Here is a 19,034-nt window from a genome sequence, read left to right as displayed (position 1 = left end):
TTAACGAATGCCCCTAAAGGTTCTGCGCAATCTCCACCAGACTGATAAATTCGCCGCGGTAGTTGAATGGGTCTTTGCCCCGGTTTTCACGCGCGATATCAGCTATTTGACTGTAGGCTAAACCATCCACATAGTGATTGTCTTTGAGCTTCTGCGCAAAGGCGGCAACCGCAGTGGCAAACTGGAAATCCGCACTGGCCTGAGTGAATGTTGGCTTGCCTTTGCTGCCATTAATCACCTGAGTGGTGAGCTGGCTTTTGTCTTTGCCGGGCAGCTTATATCGGACTTTGACCTGGGCGAGTTCGTCACTGTGTGAGGCGTCGTCTGTCTTTTTCTGCTGATAGCGCAGATCGTCAATGCGTCCTTGGTCACCAACCAGTGTTAGTTCATATAAGGCGGTGACTGTGTGTCCTGCACCGATTTCTCCAGCGTCGACTTTATCATTGTTGAAATCTTCATCACGCAGCTTACGGTTTTGGTAGCCAATCAGGCGGTATTCCTTAACCGTGTCTGGATTGAACTCGACCTGAATTTTCACATCTTCCGCGATGCTTTGCAGTGTGCCGCTCATCTGTCGCAACAGTACCTTTTGCGCTTCGTGCAAGGTATCGATATAAGCATGGTTGCCGTCGCCGATGTTGGCGAGTTGCTCCATCATGGCATCGTTGTAGTTACCACGTCCAAAGCCCAATGTGGTGAGAGAAATGCCGTTCTCGCGTTCTTCTTCCACCCGATCTTTCAGCGCATCCAAGCTCGTCACGCCGACGTTGAAATCACCGTCTGTCGCCAGAATCACGCGGTTTACGCCATCTTTGATAAAGCCCTTCTTTGCTTGCTGGTAAGCCAGTTTGATCCCGCTTTCACCATAGGTGCCGCCGCCTGCCTGCAGGCTTTTAAGGGCATCGACGATCGCTTGTTGATTGTCACCGCTGGTGGGTTCGAGCACGACGGAGGCATTCCCCGCATAAGTCACCAGACTCACTTTGTCTTTCTCTCCAAGGTTTTTAGCGAGCAGAGAGAGGCTTTGTACCAACAGCGGCAGCTTATTGGGTTCATTCATGGAGCCTGACACATCTACCAGAAACACCAGATTCGATGCTTTACGCTCGTTGACCGGAATGTCGTAACCCTTGAGTGCAATGCGCATTAGCTTACGTTCCGCATTCCATGGCGCTGGGGCAAGTTCAGTGCTGACAGAAAAAGGTCTGGCTTTGGTTACAGGTGTTGGGTAGGCGTAGTCAAAGTAGTTGATGAAGGCCTCTTCACGAATGGCGTCTGCTGGCGGCTTGTTGCCCATCTTCAGGTAACTGCGAACATTGGCGTAACTGCCTGTGTCGACATCTACAGAGAAAGTCGACAAAGGTGACACTGTCACCAATCGAGTGGCGTTACTTGGGGTTTCTAGGTAGTTATCTCGGTTTTCAGGTTGCACGTAGGGATCGACGCCTGGCATTGGCATCACCATAAATTGGTGATCGGTAGCAACGCGGCTATACGCCATTTTGGAGGTTGGAGTAGCGGGTAGTGGATTCGTTGCATCCATGACTTCCAGCTCCACCAATTCTTCCTGAACCAGAGGTGGCTCCTGTTGAGGCGAGGTTTGAGTGGTGTCGTGGATAGACTCTGAACAGCCGACAACCACGGTCAGTGCTGCGACGATAGCGATAGTGACTTGATTGAATTTCATATACCGATTCCTTTTTCTTGCTGGTTTGTCGGTATAAACGGGCGAGTGGGTGAGAGGGGTGAAATTTTTTCTGCCTTTTTAAAATTCGATAGAGCGGGGCTAGTTCAGAGTAATGTTTGCTCAAAAAGTAATCAATGCGGCGGATGTATCTATAAATGCTCTCATTTGCAGATTATTACATAGAACATTTCGTTATTTATCACAAAAATATGTATGAGTTACATTTGGCTCCATAAAACGAAACACCTTACGAACAATACGTGAACCCAACGGAAGGTGTTTAAGGAAAAATAACAATTGGAGTTGTAACCATGCCTGCTATGAAAAACGTTTTGCTTGCTACCGTCGCATTTGCAGCGAGCTTCACTTCGACCGCTTCGCTTGCCCAAGAAGAAATTAAAGTGGGTATGTCTGGCCGCTACTTCCCATTCACCTTTGTGAAAATGGACAAGCTGCAAGGCTTTGAAATCGATGTATGGAATGAAATTGGCGAGCGTGCGGACTACGACGTTGAATTCGTGACTGCAAACTTCTCTGGCCTTTTCGGCATGTTGGAAGCGGGTCACATCGACACCATCAGTAACCAAATCACCATGACTGACGCGCGTAAAGCAAAATACGCTTTCTCTGTTCCTTATGTGGTAGACGGTGCGCAGGTGGTTGTACGTAAAGGCCGCGAAGACATTGAAGGTATCGAAGATCTGAAAGGCAAGAAAGTCGCGGTTAACCTTGGCAGTAACTTCGAGCAACTGCTGCGTAACTACGACAAAGCCAACGAGATCAACATCATTACTTATGATTCTGGTTTCGAACAAGATGTGGCACTGGGTCGCACCGATGCGTTCGTGATGGACCGTGTTTCTTCAGCACAGCTTATCAAGAAGTCTGGTCTGCCACTGCAACTGGCGGGCGAACCGTTCGAAACTATCCAGAATGCAATGCCATTCCTGAACACTCCTGAGAAGCTGGCGATAAAAGCTAAAGTGGATCAGGCACTGACTGAAATGAAAGCTGATGGCACCCTCAGCGAGATTTCAGAGAAGTGGTTTGACTCTGACATCACGCAATAATGCAGAGCTTCGATTTTAACTACATGCTGGAGTTGTTCCCGATACTGGTGAAGTATCTGGGAATAACTCTGGAAATGTCACTGATTGGCTTTGCGGTTGCTCTGGTGCTGTCGGTGCTGCTGGCACTGGTAAGGGTGTTCAAAGTCAAAGTGCTCGACTCTGTCGTTGCCGTGTACATTTCGTTCTTCCGCGGTACACCGCTGCTGGTACAGCTCTTTTTACTGTATTACGGATTGCCACAGGTCTTCCCGATTTTCGTAGGGATGGATGCTTTCACTGCCGCCGTGATTGGTTTGTCGCTCCACTTCTCCGCCTACATGGCAGAAAGTATTCGCGGTGCGATTCTGGGGATTGATAAGAACCAGATGGAAGCCAGCCTGAGTGTCGGTATGACTGAACTCCAGGCGATGAAACGCATTATCCTGCCGCAGGCAGCGCGCGTCGCAACCCCTTCATTGATGAACTATTTCATCGACATGATCAAAAGTACTTCACTGGCGTTCACGCTGGGTGTGGCGGAAATCATGGCGAAGGCACAAATGGAAGCCTCTTCGAGCTTTAAGTTCTTTGAAGCCTTCATGGCGGTGGCTTTGATTTACTGGCTGGTGGTGATTTTCTTCACCCGTATTCAAACGGTGATGGAAGTCCGATTGAACAAGGCGTATGCACGATGATTGAAGTGAAAAATTTGAGCAAACGCTTTGGTGATGTCGAGGTGCTGAAGCAAATCGACCTCGACGTCAAGCAAGGTGAGATTGTGGTGATCATCGGTCCGTCTGGCACGGGTAAGTCAACACTGCTTCGTTGCCTGAACTACCTGGAAGTGCCAAGTGGTGGTGAAATCCAGATTGGTGATGTGTGTGTTAACGCTGGCAAGGTATCGAAAAGCGAGATTCACCAGCTTCGTAAACAAAGCAGTTTTGTATTCCAGAGCTATGCATTGTTCGCGAACAAAACCGCACTGGAAAACGTGGCGGAATCGCTGATCACCGTTTGGAAAGAGCCAAAAGATAAAGCGTTGGAAGCTGCACGTAAATTGTTGGTCAGCGTCGGAATGGAAGCGCATTTAGAGAAATACCCTGCGCAACTTTCCGGTGGTCAGCAGCAACGTGTCGGCATCGCCCGTGCCATGGCCTGTAAAGGCGAAGTGATTCTGTTTGATGAACCTACGTCAGCACTCGACCCTGAATGGGTAGAGGAAGTGTTGGCGGTAATGAAAGCACTCGCTAAGCAAAAGCAAACCATGATTGTGGTGACCCACGAAATGCAGTTTGCCCGTGAGATTGCCGACAAGGTGATCTTTATGGAAGGCGGCGTGATTGTCGAACAGGGTCCACCATCCCAGATCTTTGGTAATCCTCAAAACGAACGCACGAAAGCTTTTGTGGCGCGTGCGGCGTAACGAATTCAACTGTTCCCCCTGGTTGATTTTCCATTAAAGCAAAGCCCCTTAATCTGGCCGATTAAGGGGCTTTTCCTTGCCGCGGGCCAACAGCCCCTAGCCAACGTTGTTGTTAAAGATCTTCAAGGAAACTTGGGAAAGAGTTAATGGCGTATTCAGCCTGCCACGCCATCAAGTCCAACGTGTCGTCAGTCCAATCGATATAGAACAGGGCGGTAAAGCCATTAATATCGTTGTCGATGCTGTTCCAGTCATTGGCATTAACACGAAAAACCGGTTGGGAAAGAAATTGCAGTTCTTCTCTCAGTGGCGTAGTGAAGTGGCGGGACAGGCCAGTGTTGAGGAAAAACAGAGGTGTGAAACGTGCGGCGGAGAGGTAGAAAATATTGCCATACTGTTTTGAATCCACGCCAATCACGTCGGCATCTTGTTGGTAATCGCCATCAGATACGAATTCGCCTTCCAGGTTATAGTTGGTGATTCGCCCGGCATTGGTTGACCACGATGCGGCGCTAACACCTGCGTTAGCCATGGATTGTTGAATCTCACTTAATACGGCGTTACCTATGCCTGATGCGTCGAAGACGGTAGCTGGTTTGCCAGTGCGAATGGCGGCAACCGTAGCAAGACCACCACCAAGGCTGTGGCCAGTGTAATGAATGTTGTAGCTGCTGTACTGGCTAGCGAGTCGCGCTGACTCTGAAATGGCTAAACGGTACTGCGGTGGCACTTCCCCGGCGGCCATAATGCCATTGTTTACCCAATCAGAAGTCCCCAGTTCACTGCCACGGAATGCAATCACTGCGTTGCTGCCACTGGTATAAACGGCGGCATGAAAACCTGTACTGCTATCGTGAATGGTTTCCGTCAGTGTCCATCCGCTTGGTGCGCCCCAACTTTTGTAAACATATTCTGCAAAGGCAAGATAATGTAGCGCGTCACCAGCTTGGTTAATGGATGGAGGCTGGTGGGTTTTATACGTCGTGCCTGTGGCGTTTGCTGTGTTGGTCATGTTCGGATTCAGTATGGAATCGACATACGCGCCAATATTACCCAACTCTTCCTGAGTGGTTGCTGATGCGGACTGAATGGAGAAACCCATCAGAATGGCTAACGAACATGCGGTGATCTTCTTCATGAGAAACTATCCCTTTATTGATGATTGACGATACTGCCTTGTGTCAAGTTGATACTTAACGTATCGATATTCATCCTAGGAGGTCTGAAATATCCTGCTAGCCCAAAATTGAATCAATAATAAGACTACTTAAAATTAGTAGGGTTATTGTGTTTGATTGCAGGTTTGAATGGTATTAACCATTTGAAAATAATAGGGATGTATCTTTCTGGGATAGGCGGAAAAATGATGGAATTACAAGCTAAACAAACCTGCCGACATCATGGGTGATGTAGCAGGATAGTCGTTGGGCGGATAGGCAAAAAGTGGGCTTAACCTTCCTTCATTAGGGCTTCTAAATCCCTCGCTGCGCGACGCAGCTGGGGTTCGAATTTTAACAAGTCATCCAACGAACTTCGGAACACGGGGGCATGGGTAAACAGACATGCATGTAACTGTCCGTCTTCATTTCGTATAGGCACCGCTATAGCAGCCATACCATCTACAAACTCTTCATTGTCGATGCCGAGATCCTGTTTTTCTATTTCGGTGAGCGCACGCTCCAAGTCAATGGGATCTGTTATCGTATTCTTGGCATGTCGCTCCAGGCTCATATTATTGATAAGTCGCTGCCGGCGTCGTTTTGACAGGGTGCTGAGGTAAAGTTTGCCACTGGCGGTGCACCAAATCGGCGTATGACTGCCGGTCTGCAGATTAATCTGCAATGGCCAGTTGGTTTGCACACGATCGAAATAGATCATGTCGACACCATTTGGCAACGAGATACCACAGGTTTCACCCACCTCATTGGCGAGCTTTTGCAAAATCGCCTGTCGAATAGCTTTAAAGTGTGTGGTGTGTAATACACCGAGCGCAATGTCATGCATACGGTTGGCCGGAACAAGGTTTCCACGCATGTTGGTTTGTACAAAGCCTTCCCGTTCGAGCTGTTGCAGCAATCTGTGAATACTGGGTTTGGGAATATCGAGCATGATTGACAGTTCGGCTGGACTTGGTGGCCGCTCTGAGCAGGAAATTGCTTCGATAATTTCCAATACACGGGTTATTGATGAGGCTTTTTCGCGTCTTTCTGTCGTCATCCCTGCACCTGATTCAGTCGATATGGTGAAAGTATATCTGCATCAGACAGCAAACCGTATTGTCGGGGCGCACCTGTATAAGCTTGCTCACACAAGTGAGCCCCTTAAGTATCACGCTTTCACACTATTTCATCACTGGCATTGAAAATGACACACTCTTTTTAAGGCGAGTATCGAGAGAGGACTTCACCAATATGTCTGAGACTTACGGGTAGTCGATGCTGGGGTGAAATGAAAACGGTTTACGGTCAATCGACAGTGCAGTGATCTGATCTTTTTTCTCTGGATTGGGTAATGCTCAATGTCGCCAACCACTCAAAAAGGCTTTCCAATGAAAATGCTCACCACCGCCGTTATTACGCTGGCTCTCAGCGCCCCAGCAATAGCAAAAAGTTGTCCCGATATTCTCAATGGTTCGCAGCGAAAGCTTAACTCTAACGAGACAGTCGACCTTTGCGAGACCTTCAAAGGCAAAACCTTGCTGGTGGTGAACACGGCTAGCCAATGCGGATATACGCCGCAGTTTGAGCAATTAGAAGCGCTCTATCAAAAATACAAAGACGAAGACTTCAGTGTGATTGGTTTTCCGTCCAATGATTTTAACCAAGACAGAGGCAACGAAGAGCGTTCCGCGAAAGTCTGTTACCTCGATTATGGCGTGACGTTTCCGATGATGGCGAGAAGCCCAGTAAAAGGAAGCAACGCCAACCCAGTGTTTGCAGAAATCAGTAAGCAGGCAGGGGTGGAACCAAGATGGAATTTCTACAAGTACCTTATCAACGCAAAGGGTGAAGTGGTTGCCACGTTTCCGAGTTCAGTCAGCCCTATATCCCCAAATATAACAATGACTTTGGAAAGTATCATCAAGAAATAAAATTACTCTCAAATGAAAACTATTTTTATTTGCAATAAAATTTGAGCGACTCGCCAGAAGTCAAAAGGAAATACAAATTATTGATTATGTAATCGATTTCCATCATTGAGCTTGTGAATGTAAGTTCATAGTGTGTGCAAAGGATAATTTGAACAAACTGACAAGGAAGTTCTATGCGCACAATGATTTGCATACCAATAGCGTTGGCTTTATTGGGCTGTGGTGGTGGAGGTAGTGACTCAGGTAGCACCAGCAATGGCGGGTCTACTTCTCCTGAAGAACCAACACCCAGTAGCGGTACGCTTGAATCATATTCTTTGGCATTCGACCAACGCACTTTTATTCCTCTGCCAATGGACAACAGGAGCTCTCTCCATCTTTTTGCAGGCGAGTCTTCAACGTTTACTGCAACGGTTGAAGGAGAGGGGTTACCCGAGCACGATTGGACGTTGAAAGAGGTCAGTAATGGCAGCATGGCGGTGTTATCGGAGTCCCAAGGCGATTCCTATACATTCATGCAAAATAACCCAGGTGAGTTTTTGTTGACGGGCTGTGCTGATAAATCCGGCTACGACAGTGAGACCTTGGAAGGTTTTGAAAAATGCATCAATGTAGCCATTACCAACCACAGCCCAGAAGTGATCACGCTAACAACGGACAAAGAATCCGACAAAACAGTTGGTGTGGATGCATTTAGTGATTTGGACCTTAAGTTTATTGAGGTAGAACAGCCAAGCCGCGGACAGCTAATCGTCAATCAGGCAAGAAACACACTCACCTATCGCCCTTTGAATCATTACGATTATTTGATGGACACCGACGGGGCAGAAACCCAAAAAGTGTTTGTAAGGCTTGAGGGCGGAGGAGAAGTTGTAAAGCGGTATTTGAATATCGAAGTGAATGGAACGGCGACACTGCCAACCTGTCATGATGGTAATAGTGTGTCAGTCGCGCCGGCGAATCCTGCGATTGCGGTAACCGTTGACCCTGATCAGTGCGTTGAGCTCGATGCTGCTGCCTACGGAGAAAACGGGTATTGGGATTTGTTAAAAAGCCCGTTGGATAGCTTCCTGATTTATGCTGGTCTTGAAGAAGGAACGTCGGTACTGCGCTTTAAGTATCCGCAGTATGGCGACTTGCACTTTATGTGGTGCTATGGCTTAAACGACTGTGAGTCTGACACTTGGAAAGTTGTTTCGTCTTTGACGGACGATGCCGTGATTTCGAGCCCCACACTCGAGGCTCTCACGAGCCAATCTGAAGAGACCGTATCTGCCACTATTACTCGAAGTGTTCAGATTGAGAATGAAGTGAATTACACAGCACCCGACCCTATCACTTATGAATGGTCGCTTACGGATAGCACTTATGGAGAGCATCGCGTACTGAATCTTCTCACCAGTGAAAAGCATTTGGATTTTGACCTTCCTGCCAATACAAGGAACTTTAAACTTGAGGTGAGAGCAATTAATGGCGCGTATCAAGATGACTATTTCGGGAACTCATCTAAAGGCTTCAATGTGTCGCAATACCTCTACGCAAGAGGAGCCAGAACAGACGCTCCTACAGCCATAGTAAGAGTGAATGGTGAAGAATATAATGGAGAGACAAGCAAGAGAGTGAACCTAGATGTCGCTGATGCAAAACAAGTCAGCTTTGACGCTTCCGCCACTGTCTTTAAATCGGACAATCCATTCAACCGAAGTTTCTTTGTTGCTGCCGCTAGTTTGGTTGCTGAGTCGACTTATCAATTAAGTGAGACTTATACACACGACCTTTCTTCTGGCCAGGTACAACCTGTCACCTTGTGCGCTCAAAATGACTATCGCTGGAGTTACGTCGATAACAGCTGCATCACGTTTATCATCTACCCAGGTGAGTAAGCACTTTTAGTCATCTCAAGGAGCCAGCCACGACTTCGTGAAGCTGGCTCAGATCCCAACATAAGTTGTGACGTTACATTGTGTGAGATGGCGACATTCCCTACTAACAGAAACAACGATATTAGACTTGCCTAGCCAGCGCCATAGGAGATGCGGTTGCGATGTTTCTGACCTTTATCGCAGAGGAAGGCGTCACAGCTGGAAACTCAAGGTGGCTAAAGATGGCATGGTGAGAAATTCTGCCTACCAAGTTCTTCGTAAAATAAATTTCCATTGATGAAAGTTAAGACAGTAAGCCTGACTTTATAGGCGTTGTTTTGCGGTCACATTGTGGAGAGAAATAGTAACAGTTCGAAACATCTTTATGGCTTGTCATAAAAGATTTTTCTGCTAGCCATTCGGGAAATTTCTGTTTGGTCATATTTTGAACACAAAAAGAGTAAAAAAAGTGCCGTCGCAATCTTGGATTCATATTTCTGTAATATTTAATTCATAGCATCCACTTCGAACTGAAATCATTACTATCAGGAAGTGAGTTATGAGCATCCAGTCTGATGCGCTACAAGGACCTCAGTCCGCGAATCCAAAACGTGCAATGCAATGGGCAACACTCATTGGTATGTTGTATCTTCTGCTGGTTTCCGTATCTATGATCGGCAGTGGCTTCAAATGGGCTGTAGGTGAGCAGGCAAAAGAGCTTTTCGAGTTTGCCTCTAACCCTGTTGCAGGTTTGATGATTGGTATCGTTGGTACCGCTCTCATTCAATCTTCAAGTACAGTCACCGCGATTATCGTTGGTCTTGTTGCTGGTGGTCTGCCAGTTGCAATGGCAATCCCAATGGTGATGGGCGCAAACATCGGTACCACGGTAACGAACACCCTGGTGAGTTTGGGCCACGCACGCTGTAAAGACGAGTTCCGTCGCGCATTTGCTTGTGCCACCGTACACGACTTCTTCAACTTGTTTGCGGTTGCCATTTTCCTTCCTCTGGAAATGATGACTGGCTTCCTGGCGAAAATCTCCGCTTGGCTGGTATCTCCACTGATGCAAGCTGACAACCTCAGCCTGAAAGGCCTGAACTTCATCAAGCCTCTGACTAAACCGGTTGTAAGCGGTGCTAAATCAGTATTCGAAATCTTCCCTGGGTCGTTTGGTGGTGTAGCGCTGGTTCTGTTCGGTATTCTTCTGGTTGTTGTCTCTATCACAGTGATGGGCAAACTGATGAAGAAACTGATGGTAGGTAAGGCGCGCGAAGTACTGAACGGTGCAATCGGCCGTGGTCCAGTTCACAGCATCGCATCTGGTACGCTGGTAACCATTCTGGTTCAGTCTTCTTCAACAACGACAAGCCTTGTTGTTCCGCTGGTAGGCACCAACGTACTGAGCGTGCGTCAGGTTTACCCATTCACCTTGGGTGCGAATATCGGTACTTGTATTACCGCACTGCTGGCAGCAACCGCGGTAACGGGTGGCAACGCAGTATTCGCTCTGCAGATAGCACTGGTTCACCTGTCATTCAATGTGCTGGGTATTCTGGTTATCTTCGGTATTCCGTTCCTGCGTGAACTGCCGCTGAAAGCAGCGGAGCTGCTGGCTGACTACGCAGCGAAGACAAAACTGGCTGTAGTGGCCTACCTGACCGCTGTGTTTGTTGTGCTGCCAGGCTTGGTACTGTCAGTGTCATAATCGACAGTCAATCGAATAACGAAAGCCCGACCATTTGGTCGGGCTTTTTGCTTTCTTGCTTTCTGCGATGTGGCTATTGGTTTAGCCTTCCATAGCTATCAGTGAGTCGCAGACTACTCAGTTTGAGCGTGGTGGCGACTGACAAGGTGACTGTGATGAAAATGGCCACCATAATCACCAGTTGATATTTCACCGCCAGCAAAGGCTCTGTACCACCCAGAATTTGCCCTGTCATCATTCCGGGTAGGCTGACTATACCTAAAGTGCTCATGGCAGCCAGCGGCGGTCTCAGGGCGGCAGAAAAAGCTTCTTTCAGAAATGGCTTACCCGGCTCTTTCGCGCCAAGGGCAACATAAAACTGATATTCCGCGTGGCGCTGTTTCATGCTGGAATGCAAACGCTCAATCGCCAATACATTGGCAGACAGCATATTGCCGAGCAACATTCCCGCCACAGGGATTAGGTACTGTGCCTGCCACCACGGAGAAGTTTGAATCACCCCAACCATCAATAGTGGCAGCACAATTCCAAGGGAAACTAATTGTCCGCTCAGCACGGCAGGCAACATTTTGCGCCAAGGCGTGTCGGCCTGTTTGCAGATAGTCCAGCTTGCCACCAGTATCATCACCAGCAACCAAGCCGTGTTAAGCCAGAAGCTGGCGAAGTTAAACAGGGTTTGGAGATAAAGACCAACCAGAGCTAGCTGCAAGGTCATTCTCACCACGGAGGTAATCAGGCTTTTACTTAGCCCCAATTGCCAGCGCTGGAAAAGCAGCAGTGGGATCAGGAAAACACAGTAAAGGCCAGCCAGCGCCCAAGCGCTGATGTCGAGCGCGCCATTCATGATGCGACTCCCATATTAAATTCGACATCTGCTGCTGCAATCCAAACTGGGTCGTGGGAGACAGAGACCGCAATAATGTCTTTAGCCTTCAAAAGCGACATCACGATATCGCGGCTATTGCCATCTAGCGCTGAGGTCGGTTCATCCATCAGCCAGATCGGGCGTTCCAATAGAAGGGCGCGAGCAATGGCAAGACGCTGCTTTTCACCACCTGAAAGTGAGGAAGTCTCGGCGCTGAGTGCATGTTGGAGCGAGAGCGATCTCAATACTTCTTGGCATTTAGCGGGATCTGGCTTGCTCAGTGTGGTCGCCTGCATTGACCAAGGCAGCATCAACACCGCTTCGATAGTGTCACCACCCATGACCGGATCCTGTGGCAGGTAATTAACCTGCGTGCGCCACCAAGACAGTGATTCCAGAGTAACGCTCTTTGAGTCCCATTGAATACTTCCTTCCGAAGCAGGCAACAATCCACAAATCACTTTTAGCAGGCTGCTTTTGCCACAGCCTGAAGGGCCGTGAATCACCAGATGTTGGCCATGTGAGAGAGAGATATCCAGTGGAGATACGCTCCGGCTTTCAAAGCCAGAGCGCAGTGCGGAAAGCATGAGGGAGTTTGCGGTCATTGACCACCCACATAAGCTTGAAGCCCTTCCAGCGTTTCAGCAGGAATAGGGCAGCTTTTCCCGGTGTTGAAATCGCAATACACGATGAGCGCTTCTCCTTCTGCCACACAACGTTGTTGGTTATGGCTGTGGATCTCATATTTCATGGTGTAGCGTTTTTCCTGAATGTTTTCGACCCAGGAAACCGTTGTGATAGTGTCTGGGTAAACCAGTGGCGCGCGGTAATCGCACCGCGTTGAAGCAACGACAGGGCCAATGTTGTGGCTTTTGACAAAGTCGAACACTTTGAGCTCTTCAAGCATGACGACGCGAACATCCTCAAAGTAGCGAAAATAAACCGTGTTATTGATGTGTTGCAGGGCGTCCATGTCGTTCCAGACGATGGCTTGTGTTTGTGAGAGCGGGTATTCCTTTAAGTCTACGTTGGCCACTTTGTGGTCCTCCTTTTTTGTTGTGCTTTGATTGCACAACAAGACGTCACTGCAAACAAGCTCAGCGTCAGGAATGGACCGAGTAATGTGACATTAGGCCAATGAGTTAGGAGAAGCCGGGAGGATCAGAACTGCACTTTGCCGCGAAGTGATTTGGTCTTACCGCGTTGGGTTTTACTATCCACGCGCTTTCTTTGCGAAGACTTGGTCGGCTTAGTAGCACGGCGGGCTTTCTGCACAATAGCGACACTTTTGATCAGTTCCTGAAGGCGCTGCAGTGCATCTTCACGATTCTTCTCTTGTGTTCTGAACTGCTGAGCTTTGATCACGATGACACCGTCTTTGGTCAGGCGGCTGTCTTTCAGTGCTAGCAAACGTTCTTTGTAAAAATCTGGCAGCGATGATGCCTGCACATCAAAGCGAAGATGCACAGCAGAGGAGACTTTGTTGACGTTCTGTCCACCAGCGCCTTGCGCGCGGATATACGAAATATCAATCTCGTCGTCAGGGATAGAAACGTTATGAGAAATAAACAACATACAGATATTACTTACTGGCAGAGAGCTCAATACTATAGCGAAACGCTGTTACTCTGCATACTCCAAGAGATACTCAATAAAAAGCCGCGTTCTCAGAGACAGGTTCTTTCTGGATGGATAAAGCAGGTGGCAGCAAACGTCCCGCTCGTACCATTCAGGCAGAATATGAACCACTTGTCCTGTTTCTACTTTTTCGATCATTGCTCTCTCCCGCTGAAAGCCAACGGCCTTGCCATCAAGAATGATCTCCCTCATAAGAGTCGGTGAGTTGGTTTTGTCAAAAATTTCAGGTTGCAGCGAGATATTACAAGAACCATTGGAAAGAGGAATGACATTATTGGGTGCCAAAGCACCATAAAGTATCCAAGGAAAAGAAGAAATATTATCAATGGTTGGTGTTTGACCCATTTCGTTGATGAGTGCTGGTGAACAGTACAGGCCAATCTTATCCGGAAACAAGGGCCTGGCTATGTAGCCTTCTTCTTCAATGTGGGACACGCGAAGTGCCAGATCGATCCCTTCTTTGACGATATCAATTTTGTCGAAAGAGAGAATGTAGTCTAGCTGTATTTGAGGGTGTAGCTTCTTGAAAATATGAATCTTTGGAAGCAGCCAAGTGACGGCAAAGTCATGGGGTGCTGTGATCCGTATTGTTCCTTCCGGTTTGTTATGGTTGAGATTTTCTTCCGCTTCTGCCAATCCTTGTGCGATCGCTTTTGCGGACGGATATAGCGCTTGTCCATCAACCGTCAAGGACAGTTGCCGTGTTGTTCTTTGAATGAGGCGAACACCCAAAGAACTCTCCAAGTTTCGGATTTGCTCACTGACTGCGGAGCGGTTAATACGCAAGAATTTTGCAGCAGCGGAGAAGCTACCTTGGTCTGCCACTGTTGCGAATATAGTGAGTCCCTTCAGGTACTGCAGTTTCATAACATCCCTATTGTTCTAACTTTTCGAACAAACTATCCCTTAAATATCCTCTATTTAAGTTTCAGTTTGTTCTTTATCCTTGTCGCCACTTTTGGGAGGCATCCATGTTTCCCAAAAGGAGCAAGCTCTTTATTCAAAAATCTTCTGCTTTGTTTCATTTACAGCGCCGAGTAACACCACCAACCGACTGCGGCGCTGTTGTTTGAGAGCATGTGAATTTTTACTCTCAGTTTTTCTATCCATATAAATGATACGCCCTTTGCTAGGGCGCTTTTTTTTTGCGGTTGACTGAGAGATTTGCAACGACGATACCCGTCACGATAAAGCCAATTCCCAGCCAGTGATAACTCTCCAACCTTTCACCAAGAAATAGCATGGAAAAAATCAGCCCAAATACCGGGATCAAATGCATAAATTGCCCAGTGGTTGCTGCTCCCATTCTCTGTACTGCTGCATTCCAACAAAAGAAGGCGATACCGGATGCGAAAATACCTGTGTAGAGAGAGATAGCGAGACTTTCTTTGGTCATTGGCATGGGTTCGAACCACAGTGATTCACCAAGATAAAACGGTAGTAGCATCATGTTGCCGAGAAAGACGGTGTAGCCCAGCATAGGTAATCCCTTGAGTGCTTCAGGGAGTTTTTGCACCAGTACGGAATAGGTCGCCCAAACCAGAATCGCGAACAGGGCAATAAGCTCACTGTTGCCGATAGAGAAGTCAGTCACCAGCTGACCTTTGGTGATAATAAGCAGTACGCCAATGGCGGAAACCGAAATAGCGAAAGCCTGCTTTAGGGTTGTGAGTTGGCGAAAGAGCAGAAACTGAACCAAGAGAATCCACAACGGAGAGGAAGACTGTAAGATCACCACGTTGGTGGAGAGGGTGTTTTCCAAAGCAATGTATACCAGCGTGTTGTAACCCGCGACACCGAAGAGCGCCAAAAGCACCATCAACGATGCATTGGCTTTGAACAATGGCCATTGTTCGCGCATGGGGCGCAACACAAACGGAGCCAGAACCAGCGAGGCAACCGTCCAGCGCCAGAAGGCGAGACCAATTGGCGGAATGGATTCGTTGACCAGCTTTGCCAGCGTAATGTTACCAGCCCAACTTATCGTCGCGATAACGGCGAGCAGAATGGGCAGCCAGGCCAGCGGTGAGCTTTGTTGGTTACTTGCCATGTGTGTGTGCTCAAAATCCCTCTGAGTCTTCAGTTAGTCAGCTTGTTAACCAACATGCAACAACTCAGCGTCAGCAATGTGCCTTTACTCACTGTGTCAGGTTGTTCAATGGGTTGGATATTTTGTTAAAATAAGCGCTGATCTTTTTGCCAGAGGGTAGTTATTTCCGCTGGCTTGTTACTCGGAGAGAACCATGAATTGGTATATCGGCGTGTTGAAACAATACGCGAACTTCAAAGGCCGCGCGCGCCGCAAAGAATACTGGATGTTTTTGGCGTTCAACATGCTGTTCACTTTTGCTCTTGCATTTGTGGATCAGGCATTGGGCACACTTAACCCTGATATCGGTATTGGCACGGCGGGAACCGTGTATGCGATTGCGGTATTTATTCCGACATTGGCGGTTACAGTGCGTCGTCTGCATGACACGGATCGTGTGGGCTGGTGGGCATTGATTGGTATCTTGCCGTTTGGTGTGATTGCATTGCTGGTGCTGAATGCCTTCGATGGCACCAAAGGCAGCAACCGTTTTGGTCCAGACCCTAAGTCGGGCGAACGCACTGACACAACCAATACCGGTACGTTCAGCGGTTAATCGATTGATTGTTCATAGACAAAGCGCCTGCATCCTGCAGGCGCTTTTGTTTTCTACGTTTCTTTCTCCCCAATCTTTTCATTTTTTGCAATGTCGCAAACAGCTCAATCGACGTACGCGATACCGCAAATCACCCTAGGTAATCTGGTTTCTGCTAATAAACCACAATCACCGATATGAAGGTGCCATTCATGGATATTGGCTTTATCGGGTTGGGCAAATTGGGAGAGCCCGTTGCTCAGCGTATTTTGACTTGGTGTCAAACCCACGGCTGTCGCTTGTATGTGTTTGATGCTACTCAGCGGGAAGCAATGGCAAGGCTCAAAGCCTCGGGTGCGAGAGAAGGGGTCAACACCGCTTCTATTGCTGAGCGATGTACGATTTTGTTCAGCTTGTTGCCGGGGCCGGAAGATGTGATGGCTGAAGGGCTGGGAGAGAACGGCATTCTCCACAATGCTGAAGGGTTGGATATCTGGTTTGAATTGAGTCCCTTTCAGAATGTCCGTTGGGACGCCCTTCGGGAACAAGCCCCACCGGATTTGGTTTTGGTAGATGCGCCTGTTAGTGGGGATTTGTCTTTGGCGAAATCTGGCCAGCTTAGTATGGCGTTGGAAGGTGCTCAGCCAATCCTGCAGCGGTATCAGGATTTGCTCAGCACCTTTGTCTCGCGATGCAAAGTGACAGAGATAACAAAGACGAGCCCTTCATTTTTTAAGCTACCAGATAGCTAAAGATGAGACCTTTTTTCTCGATATAGCTAGGAAGATTACAGTGGCTTTTGCTTTCTTTCTCTAAATTGAACAGCTTGTCTTGGAACTGGCCATGTTACGCTTTTGCCCCAATGTTCGATTAGTCATTTTTGCAGGTCGAACAAATAAGGCCACGCGCCAAAAAATGTTTTTGGAGAGCTTTAACTCTCTCCCTGTTCAATTAAGCCCATCTTAACAGGGGTGTTAGTTCTGCATTTGTTGGATCGGTGAGCATACACCGACCTAGTAGCAACACACCTTGTCCTCAGGCCCTCTGGTCTTATGTCCAGATGGCAATTTTCTCTATCCGTTCTCCTTCATAGATGAAGCAGGGCGTTTTAAAAGGTAATGCTATGACAGAGCCTACGACAACAGTAAACAAAAATGATGACGACCTATACAACACGGACTATCAGGTAGGTCAGGACAACGTGAACTTCCTGGGGTTAGATTTCCATAATCCCGTCTTCCCTATCTCCGCCATCATGGTCGTGGTGTTTGTATTGGGTGTACTGATCTTTACGGATCAAGCGGCCGATTTCTTCGGTTGGCTGCGCCCCGCTATCACCCAATCCTTCGACTGGTTCTTCGTGATTTCAGCCAACCTTTTTCTCATCTTCTGTTTAGTGCTGGCAATCCTACCTGTCGGAAAAATTCGATTGGGCGGTGAAAACGCGAAACCTGATTACTCCTACCCCGCATGGTTCGCAATGCTGTTTTCCGCGGGCGTAGGTATCGGCCTGATGTTCTACGGTGTGCTTGAGCCAATGAACCACACCCTAACACCTCCTTTGGGGCTAGAAGCGGGTTCAGATGATGCACGAAGCATTGGTACTGCGGCTGCGATATTCCACTGGGGCTTCCATGCGTGGGCAATCTACGCCGTTGTCGGTCTGGCGCTGGCATTCTTCCACTACAACAAAGATCTGCCGCTAACATTGCGTTCAGCGTTTTATCCGCTGCTTGGTGATCGTGTTTGGGGTCTGTGGGGACACATTATCGATATCATGGCGGTACTGGCGACTTTGTTCGGTTTGGCGACGTCCCTCGGTATCGGTGCAAACCAGATTGCTGCAGGTCTTAACTATCTGTTCGGTATCGATTCGGGCATCGAAACTAAATCCATCCTGATTCTGGCTATCACCATTGCTGCTCTCGTATCGGTATACCGTGGTATGGACGGCGGCGTGAAACGTTTGAGTGAAATCAACATGGTGATGGCAGCCATGCTGATGGTATTCGTGATGGTGGTGGGTCCAACGGCACTTATCTTCTCGGGCATTGTCAGCAACACCGTTGATTATCTGAGCTGGTTGCCTGCTTTGTCTAACTGGGTCGGCCGCGAAGATTCAGGCTTCTACCACGGTTGGACGACCTTCTACTGGGCGTGGTGGGTATCTTGGTCACCGTTCGTTGGTATGTTCATCGCGCGTGTATCACGCGGCCGTACCGTTCGTGAGTTCATTCTGGCGGTACTGATTGCGCCAACCATCGTGTGTATTGTGTGGATGACCACTTTCGGCACCACTGCGCTGGATCAGATGGATGGCGGTTATATGGGCGTGGTTAACCTGATCACCAATGGTAACTGGCAGCCAGAGCTTTCTATCTACAAGATGTTTGAAGGTTTACCGTTCACTGCAGTGATTAGCTTCTTCGGTATGGTGCTGACCATCATCTTCTTCGTGACTTCGTCAGACTCCGGCTCACTGGTTATCGATACGATCACGGCGGGTGGTAAGATTGATGCGCCGGTTTCGCAGCGTATCTTCTGGTGTACTATCGAAGGCCTGGCGGCAATTGCCCTCCTGATGGGCGGCGGCTTGGGTGCGCTCCAAGCGGCAACTATCTCTACGGGTCTGCCGTTTGCGGTATTCCTGCTAGTGATGTGTGTGAGTCTTTACATAGGACTTTCACGAGAGCTGCGTAGAAAGCAGTTCGCGTAAAATCGATAAATCAAAAAGAAACCCGCCTGATGGCGGGTTTCTTTTTACTTATCTTTGCTTTCTAAGCATAGGTCCAGTTTAGCTGGATTTTCTCTCTGCGAGAGAAGAGATCAACATGGCCGGTAATAATTGCTTTCTGTATCTCAAGCTTCTCGTCGTCATCCGCTTCACACTGAATGGTGAGTGCTGTTTCTTCCTCATTCACGGCAAATTTGGTGGTGCCGACAGGAAATCTCACTTCGCCATACTTCTCATCCCAGTCAGCCGATACCTTTCTTGCAAAGTGTCTACAAAGCGTAACGAGGTACTTTGCGGCATGTTCAGATTCAATTTCTGTCATCGCCTTTCTCATACGTGTCTCCAAAAAAATG

The 19,034-nt window shown here is 48.2% G+C and carries 19 protein-coding genes; 9 read left to right on the top strand and 10 right to left on the bottom strand.

From position 1 onward, the window contains the following. Positions 1–13: 13 nt before the first annotated feature. Positions 14–1,687, bottom strand: a complete 1,674-nt coding sequence (locus tag RN22_RS06900; protein WP_046303659.1) for a VWA domain-containing protein — start codon at positions 1,685–1,687, stop codon at positions 14–16. 311 nt (positions 1,688–1,998) lie between these two features. On the opposite strand from RN22_RS06900, the gene RN22_RS06895 reads away from it, so the two are divergent. From RN22_RS06895 to RN22_RS06885, 3 genes are read left to right on the top strand one after another with little or no spacing between them, the layout of a single operon-like run. Continuing rightward, positions 1,999–2,757: an amino acid ABC transporter substrate-binding protein gene (locus tag RN22_RS06895; RefSeq protein ID WP_046303658.1), complete on the top strand. Its 759-nt coding sequence runs from the start codon at positions 1,999–2,001 to the stop codon at positions 2,755–2,757. After that, a complete protein-coding gene (locus RN22_RS06890) occupies positions 2,757–3,431 on the top strand; it encodes an amino acid ABC transporter permease (protein WP_046303657.1) in 675 nt (224 codons plus the stop codon). The genes RN22_RS06895 and RN22_RS06890 overlap by 1 nt, the downstream gene beginning before the upstream one ends. Continuing rightward, a complete protein-coding gene (locus RN22_RS06885; protein WP_046303656.1) occupies positions 3,428–4,159 on the top strand; it encodes an amino acid ABC transporter ATP-binding protein in 732 nt (243 codons plus the stop codon). The genes RN22_RS06890 and RN22_RS06885 overlap by 4 nt, the downstream gene beginning before the upstream one ends. A 112-nt stretch (positions 4,160–4,271) precedes the next feature. Here RN22_RS06885 and RN22_RS06880 read toward each other — a convergent pair whose 3' ends face one another. Both RN22_RS06880 and RN22_RS06875 read right to left on the bottom strand, forming a co-directional pair. Then, the gene (locus tag RN22_RS06880) at positions 4,272–5,297 is read right to left on the bottom strand and encodes an Mbeg1-like protein (RefSeq protein WP_197076263.1); all 1,026 of its coding nucleotides are present in this window, start codon (positions 5,295–5,297) and stop codon (positions 4,272–4,274) included. A 311-nt stretch (positions 5,298–5,608) separates the two neighbouring features. Further along, on the bottom strand, positions 5,609–6,376 hold the full coding sequence (locus RN22_RS06875) for an IclR family transcriptional regulator (protein WP_039849889.1): 768 nt from the start codon (positions 6,374–6,376) through the stop codon (positions 5,609–5,611). Positions 6,377–6,707: 331 nt separating this feature from the next. On the opposite strand from RN22_RS06875, the gene RN22_RS06870 reads away from it, so the two are divergent. From RN22_RS06870 to RN22_RS06855, 3 genes are all read left to right on the top strand, one after another. Next, on the top strand, positions 6,708–7,250 hold the full coding sequence (locus RN22_RS06870) for a glutathione peroxidase (RefSeq protein WP_046303697.1): 543 nt from the start codon (positions 6,708–6,710) through the stop codon (positions 7,248–7,250). A gap of 173 nt (positions 7,251–7,423) precedes the next feature. Continuing rightward, positions 7,424–9,133 carry a hypothetical protein gene (locus RN22_RS06860; protein WP_156168179.1) on the top strand — a complete coding sequence of 570 codons (1,710 nt, stop codon included), beginning with the start codon at positions 7,424–7,426 and terminating at the stop codon, positions 9,131–9,133. Between the two features lie 538 nt (positions 9,134–9,671). Next, positions 9,672–10,820: a Na/Pi symporter gene (locus tag RN22_RS06855; RefSeq protein WP_046303653.1), complete on the top strand. Its 1,149-nt coding sequence runs from the start codon at positions 9,672–9,674 to the stop codon at positions 10,818–10,820. A 73-nt stretch (positions 10,821–10,893) separates the two neighbouring features. Here the strand turns inward: RN22_RS06855 and RN22_RS06850 are convergent, their stop codons facing one another. From RN22_RS06850 to RN22_RS06825, 6 genes are all read right to left on the bottom strand, one after another. After that, complete coding sequence (locus RN22_RS06850; protein WP_046303652.1) at positions 10,894–11,664, bottom strand: ABC transporter permease; 771 nt, start codon at positions 11,662–11,664, stop codon at positions 10,894–10,896. Continuing rightward, on the bottom strand, positions 11,661–12,290 hold the full coding sequence (locus RN22_RS06845) for an ATP-binding cassette domain-containing protein (protein WP_046303651.1): 630 nt from the start codon (positions 12,288–12,290) through the stop codon (positions 11,661–11,663). The genes RN22_RS06850 and RN22_RS06845 overlap by 4 nt, the downstream gene beginning before the upstream one ends. Then, on the bottom strand, positions 12,287–12,721 hold the full coding sequence (locus tag RN22_RS06840; RefSeq protein WP_231590863.1) for a thioesterase family protein: 435 nt from the start codon (positions 12,719–12,721) through the stop codon (positions 12,287–12,289). Before RN22_RS06840 ends, RN22_RS06845 begins: the two co-directional genes overlap by 4 nt. Positions 12,722–12,846: 125 nt before the next feature. Further along, on the bottom strand, positions 12,847–13,260 hold the full coding sequence (gene arfB / locus RN22_RS06835; RefSeq protein ID WP_046303650.1) for an alternative ribosome rescue aminoacyl-tRNA hydrolase ArfB: 414 nt from the start codon (positions 13,258–13,260) through the stop codon (positions 12,847–12,849). A gap of 48 nt (positions 13,261–13,308) precedes the next feature. Beyond that, positions 13,309–14,190, bottom strand: coding sequence for a LysR family transcriptional regulator (locus RN22_RS06830; protein WP_046303649.1), 882 nt, complete (start codon positions 14,188–14,190; stop codon positions 13,309–13,311). Between the two features lie 262 nt (positions 14,191–14,452). Then, positions 14,453–15,373 carry a DMT family transporter gene (locus RN22_RS06825; RefSeq protein ID WP_046303648.1) on the bottom strand — a complete coding sequence of 307 codons (921 nt, stop codon included), beginning with the start codon at positions 15,371–15,373 and terminating at the stop codon, positions 14,453–14,455. Positions 15,374–15,566: 193 nt separating this feature from the next. Here RN22_RS06825 and RN22_RS06820 point away from each other — a divergent pair, with 193 nt between their 5' ends. The 3 genes from RN22_RS06820 (at position 15,567) to RN22_RS06810 (ending at position 18,663) form a co-directional block, all read left to right on the top strand. Continuing rightward, a complete protein-coding gene (locus tag RN22_RS06820; RefSeq protein WP_046303647.1) occupies positions 15,567–15,968 on the top strand; it encodes a DUF805 domain-containing protein in 402 nt (133 codons plus the stop codon). Positions 15,969–16,159: 191 nt separating this feature from the next. Then, positions 16,160–16,699 (top strand): NAD(P)-binding domain-containing protein, encoded by a 540-nt coding sequence (locus RN22_RS06815; protein WP_046303646.1) that lies wholly within the window; start codon positions 16,160–16,162, stop codon positions 16,697–16,699. A gap of 371 nt (positions 16,700–17,070) precedes the next feature. After that, on the top strand, positions 17,071–18,663 hold the full coding sequence (locus RN22_RS06810; protein ID WP_046303645.1) for a BCCT family transporter: 1,593 nt from the start codon (positions 17,071–17,073) through the stop codon (positions 18,661–18,663). A gap of 61 nt (positions 18,664–18,724) precedes the next feature. On the opposite strand, the gene RN22_RS06805 is transcribed toward RN22_RS06810, so the two are convergent. Then, the gene (locus RN22_RS06805) at positions 18,725–19,015 is read right to left on the bottom strand and encodes a DUF2218 domain-containing protein (protein ID WP_046303644.1); all 291 of its coding nucleotides are present in this window, start codon (positions 19,013–19,015) and stop codon (positions 18,725–18,727) included. Positions 19,016–19,034 lie beyond the last annotated feature (19 nt).

Source organism: Grimontia sp. AD028 (genome assembly GCF_000973155.1).
Classification (GTDB): Bacteria; Pseudomonadota; Gammaproteobacteria; order Enterobacterales; family Vibrionaceae; genus Enterovibrio; species Enterovibrio indicus.
Note: the sequence above shows the minus strand (reverse complement) of the source record. Positions and strands in the feature narration are given on the sequence as shown.

Coding starts and splice junctions, on each gene's coding strand:
- RN22_RS06890 (WP_046303657.1), top strand. CDS start 2,757: ATGCAGAGCTTCGATTTTAACTACATGCTGGAGTTGTTCCCGATACTG.
- RN22_RS06900 (WP_046303659.1), bottom strand. CDS start 1,687: ATGAAATTCAATCAAGTCACTATCGCTATCGTCGCAGCACTGACCGTG.
- RN22_RS06875 (WP_039849889.1), bottom strand. CDS start 6,376: ATGACGACAGAAAGACGCGAAAAAGCCTCATCAATAACCCGTGTATTG.
- RN22_RS06805 (WP_046303644.1), bottom strand. CDS start 19,015: ATGAGAAAGGCGATGACAGAAATTGAATCTGAACATGCCGCAAAGTAC.
- arfB (WP_046303650.1), bottom strand. CDS start 13,260: ATGTTGTTTATTTCTCATAACGTTTCTATCCCTGACGACGAGATTGAT.
- RN22_RS06850 (WP_046303652.1), bottom strand. CDS start 11,664: ATGAATGGCGCGCTCGACATCAGCGCTTGGGCGCTGGCTGGCCTTTAC.
- RN22_RS06895 (WP_046303658.1), top strand. CDS start 1,999: ATGCCTGCTATGAAAAACGTTTTGCTTGCTACCGTCGCATTTGCAGCG.
- RN22_RS06880 (WP_197076263.1), bottom strand. CDS start 5,297: ATGAAGAAGATCACCGCATGTTCGTTAGCCATTCTGATGGGTTTCTCC.
- RN22_RS06830 (WP_046303649.1), bottom strand. CDS start 14,190: ATGAAACTGCAGTACCTGAAGGGACTCACTATATTCGCAACAGTGGCA.
- RN22_RS06855 (WP_046303653.1), top strand. CDS start 9,672: ATGAGCATCCAGTCTGATGCGCTACAAGGACCTCAGTCCGCGAATCCA.
- RN22_RS06885 (WP_046303656.1), top strand. CDS start 3,428: ATGATTGAAGTGAAAAATTTGAGCAAACGCTTTGGTGATGTCGAGGTG.
- RN22_RS06810 (WP_046303645.1), top strand. CDS start 17,071: ATGACAGAGCCTACGACAACAGTAAACAAAAATGATGACGACCTATAC.
- RN22_RS06815 (WP_046303646.1), top strand. CDS start 16,160: ATGGATATTGGCTTTATCGGGTTGGGCAAATTGGGAGAGCCCGTTGCT.
- RN22_RS06860 (WP_156168179.1), top strand. CDS start 7,424: ATGCGCACAATGATTTGCATACCAATAGCGTTGGCTTTATTGGGCTGT.
- RN22_RS06845 (WP_046303651.1), bottom strand. CDS start 12,290: ATGACCGCAAACTCCCTCATGCTTTCCGCACTGCGCTCTGGCTTTGAA.
- RN22_RS06870 (WP_046303697.1), top strand. CDS start 6,708: ATGAAAATGCTCACCACCGCCGTTATTACGCTGGCTCTCAGCGCCCCA.
- RN22_RS06825 (WP_046303648.1), bottom strand. CDS start 15,373: ATGGCAAGTAACCAACAAAGCTCACCGCTGGCCTGGCTGCCCATTCTG.
- RN22_RS06820 (WP_046303647.1), top strand. CDS start 15,567: ATGAATTGGTATATCGGCGTGTTGAAACAATACGCGAACTTCAAAGGC.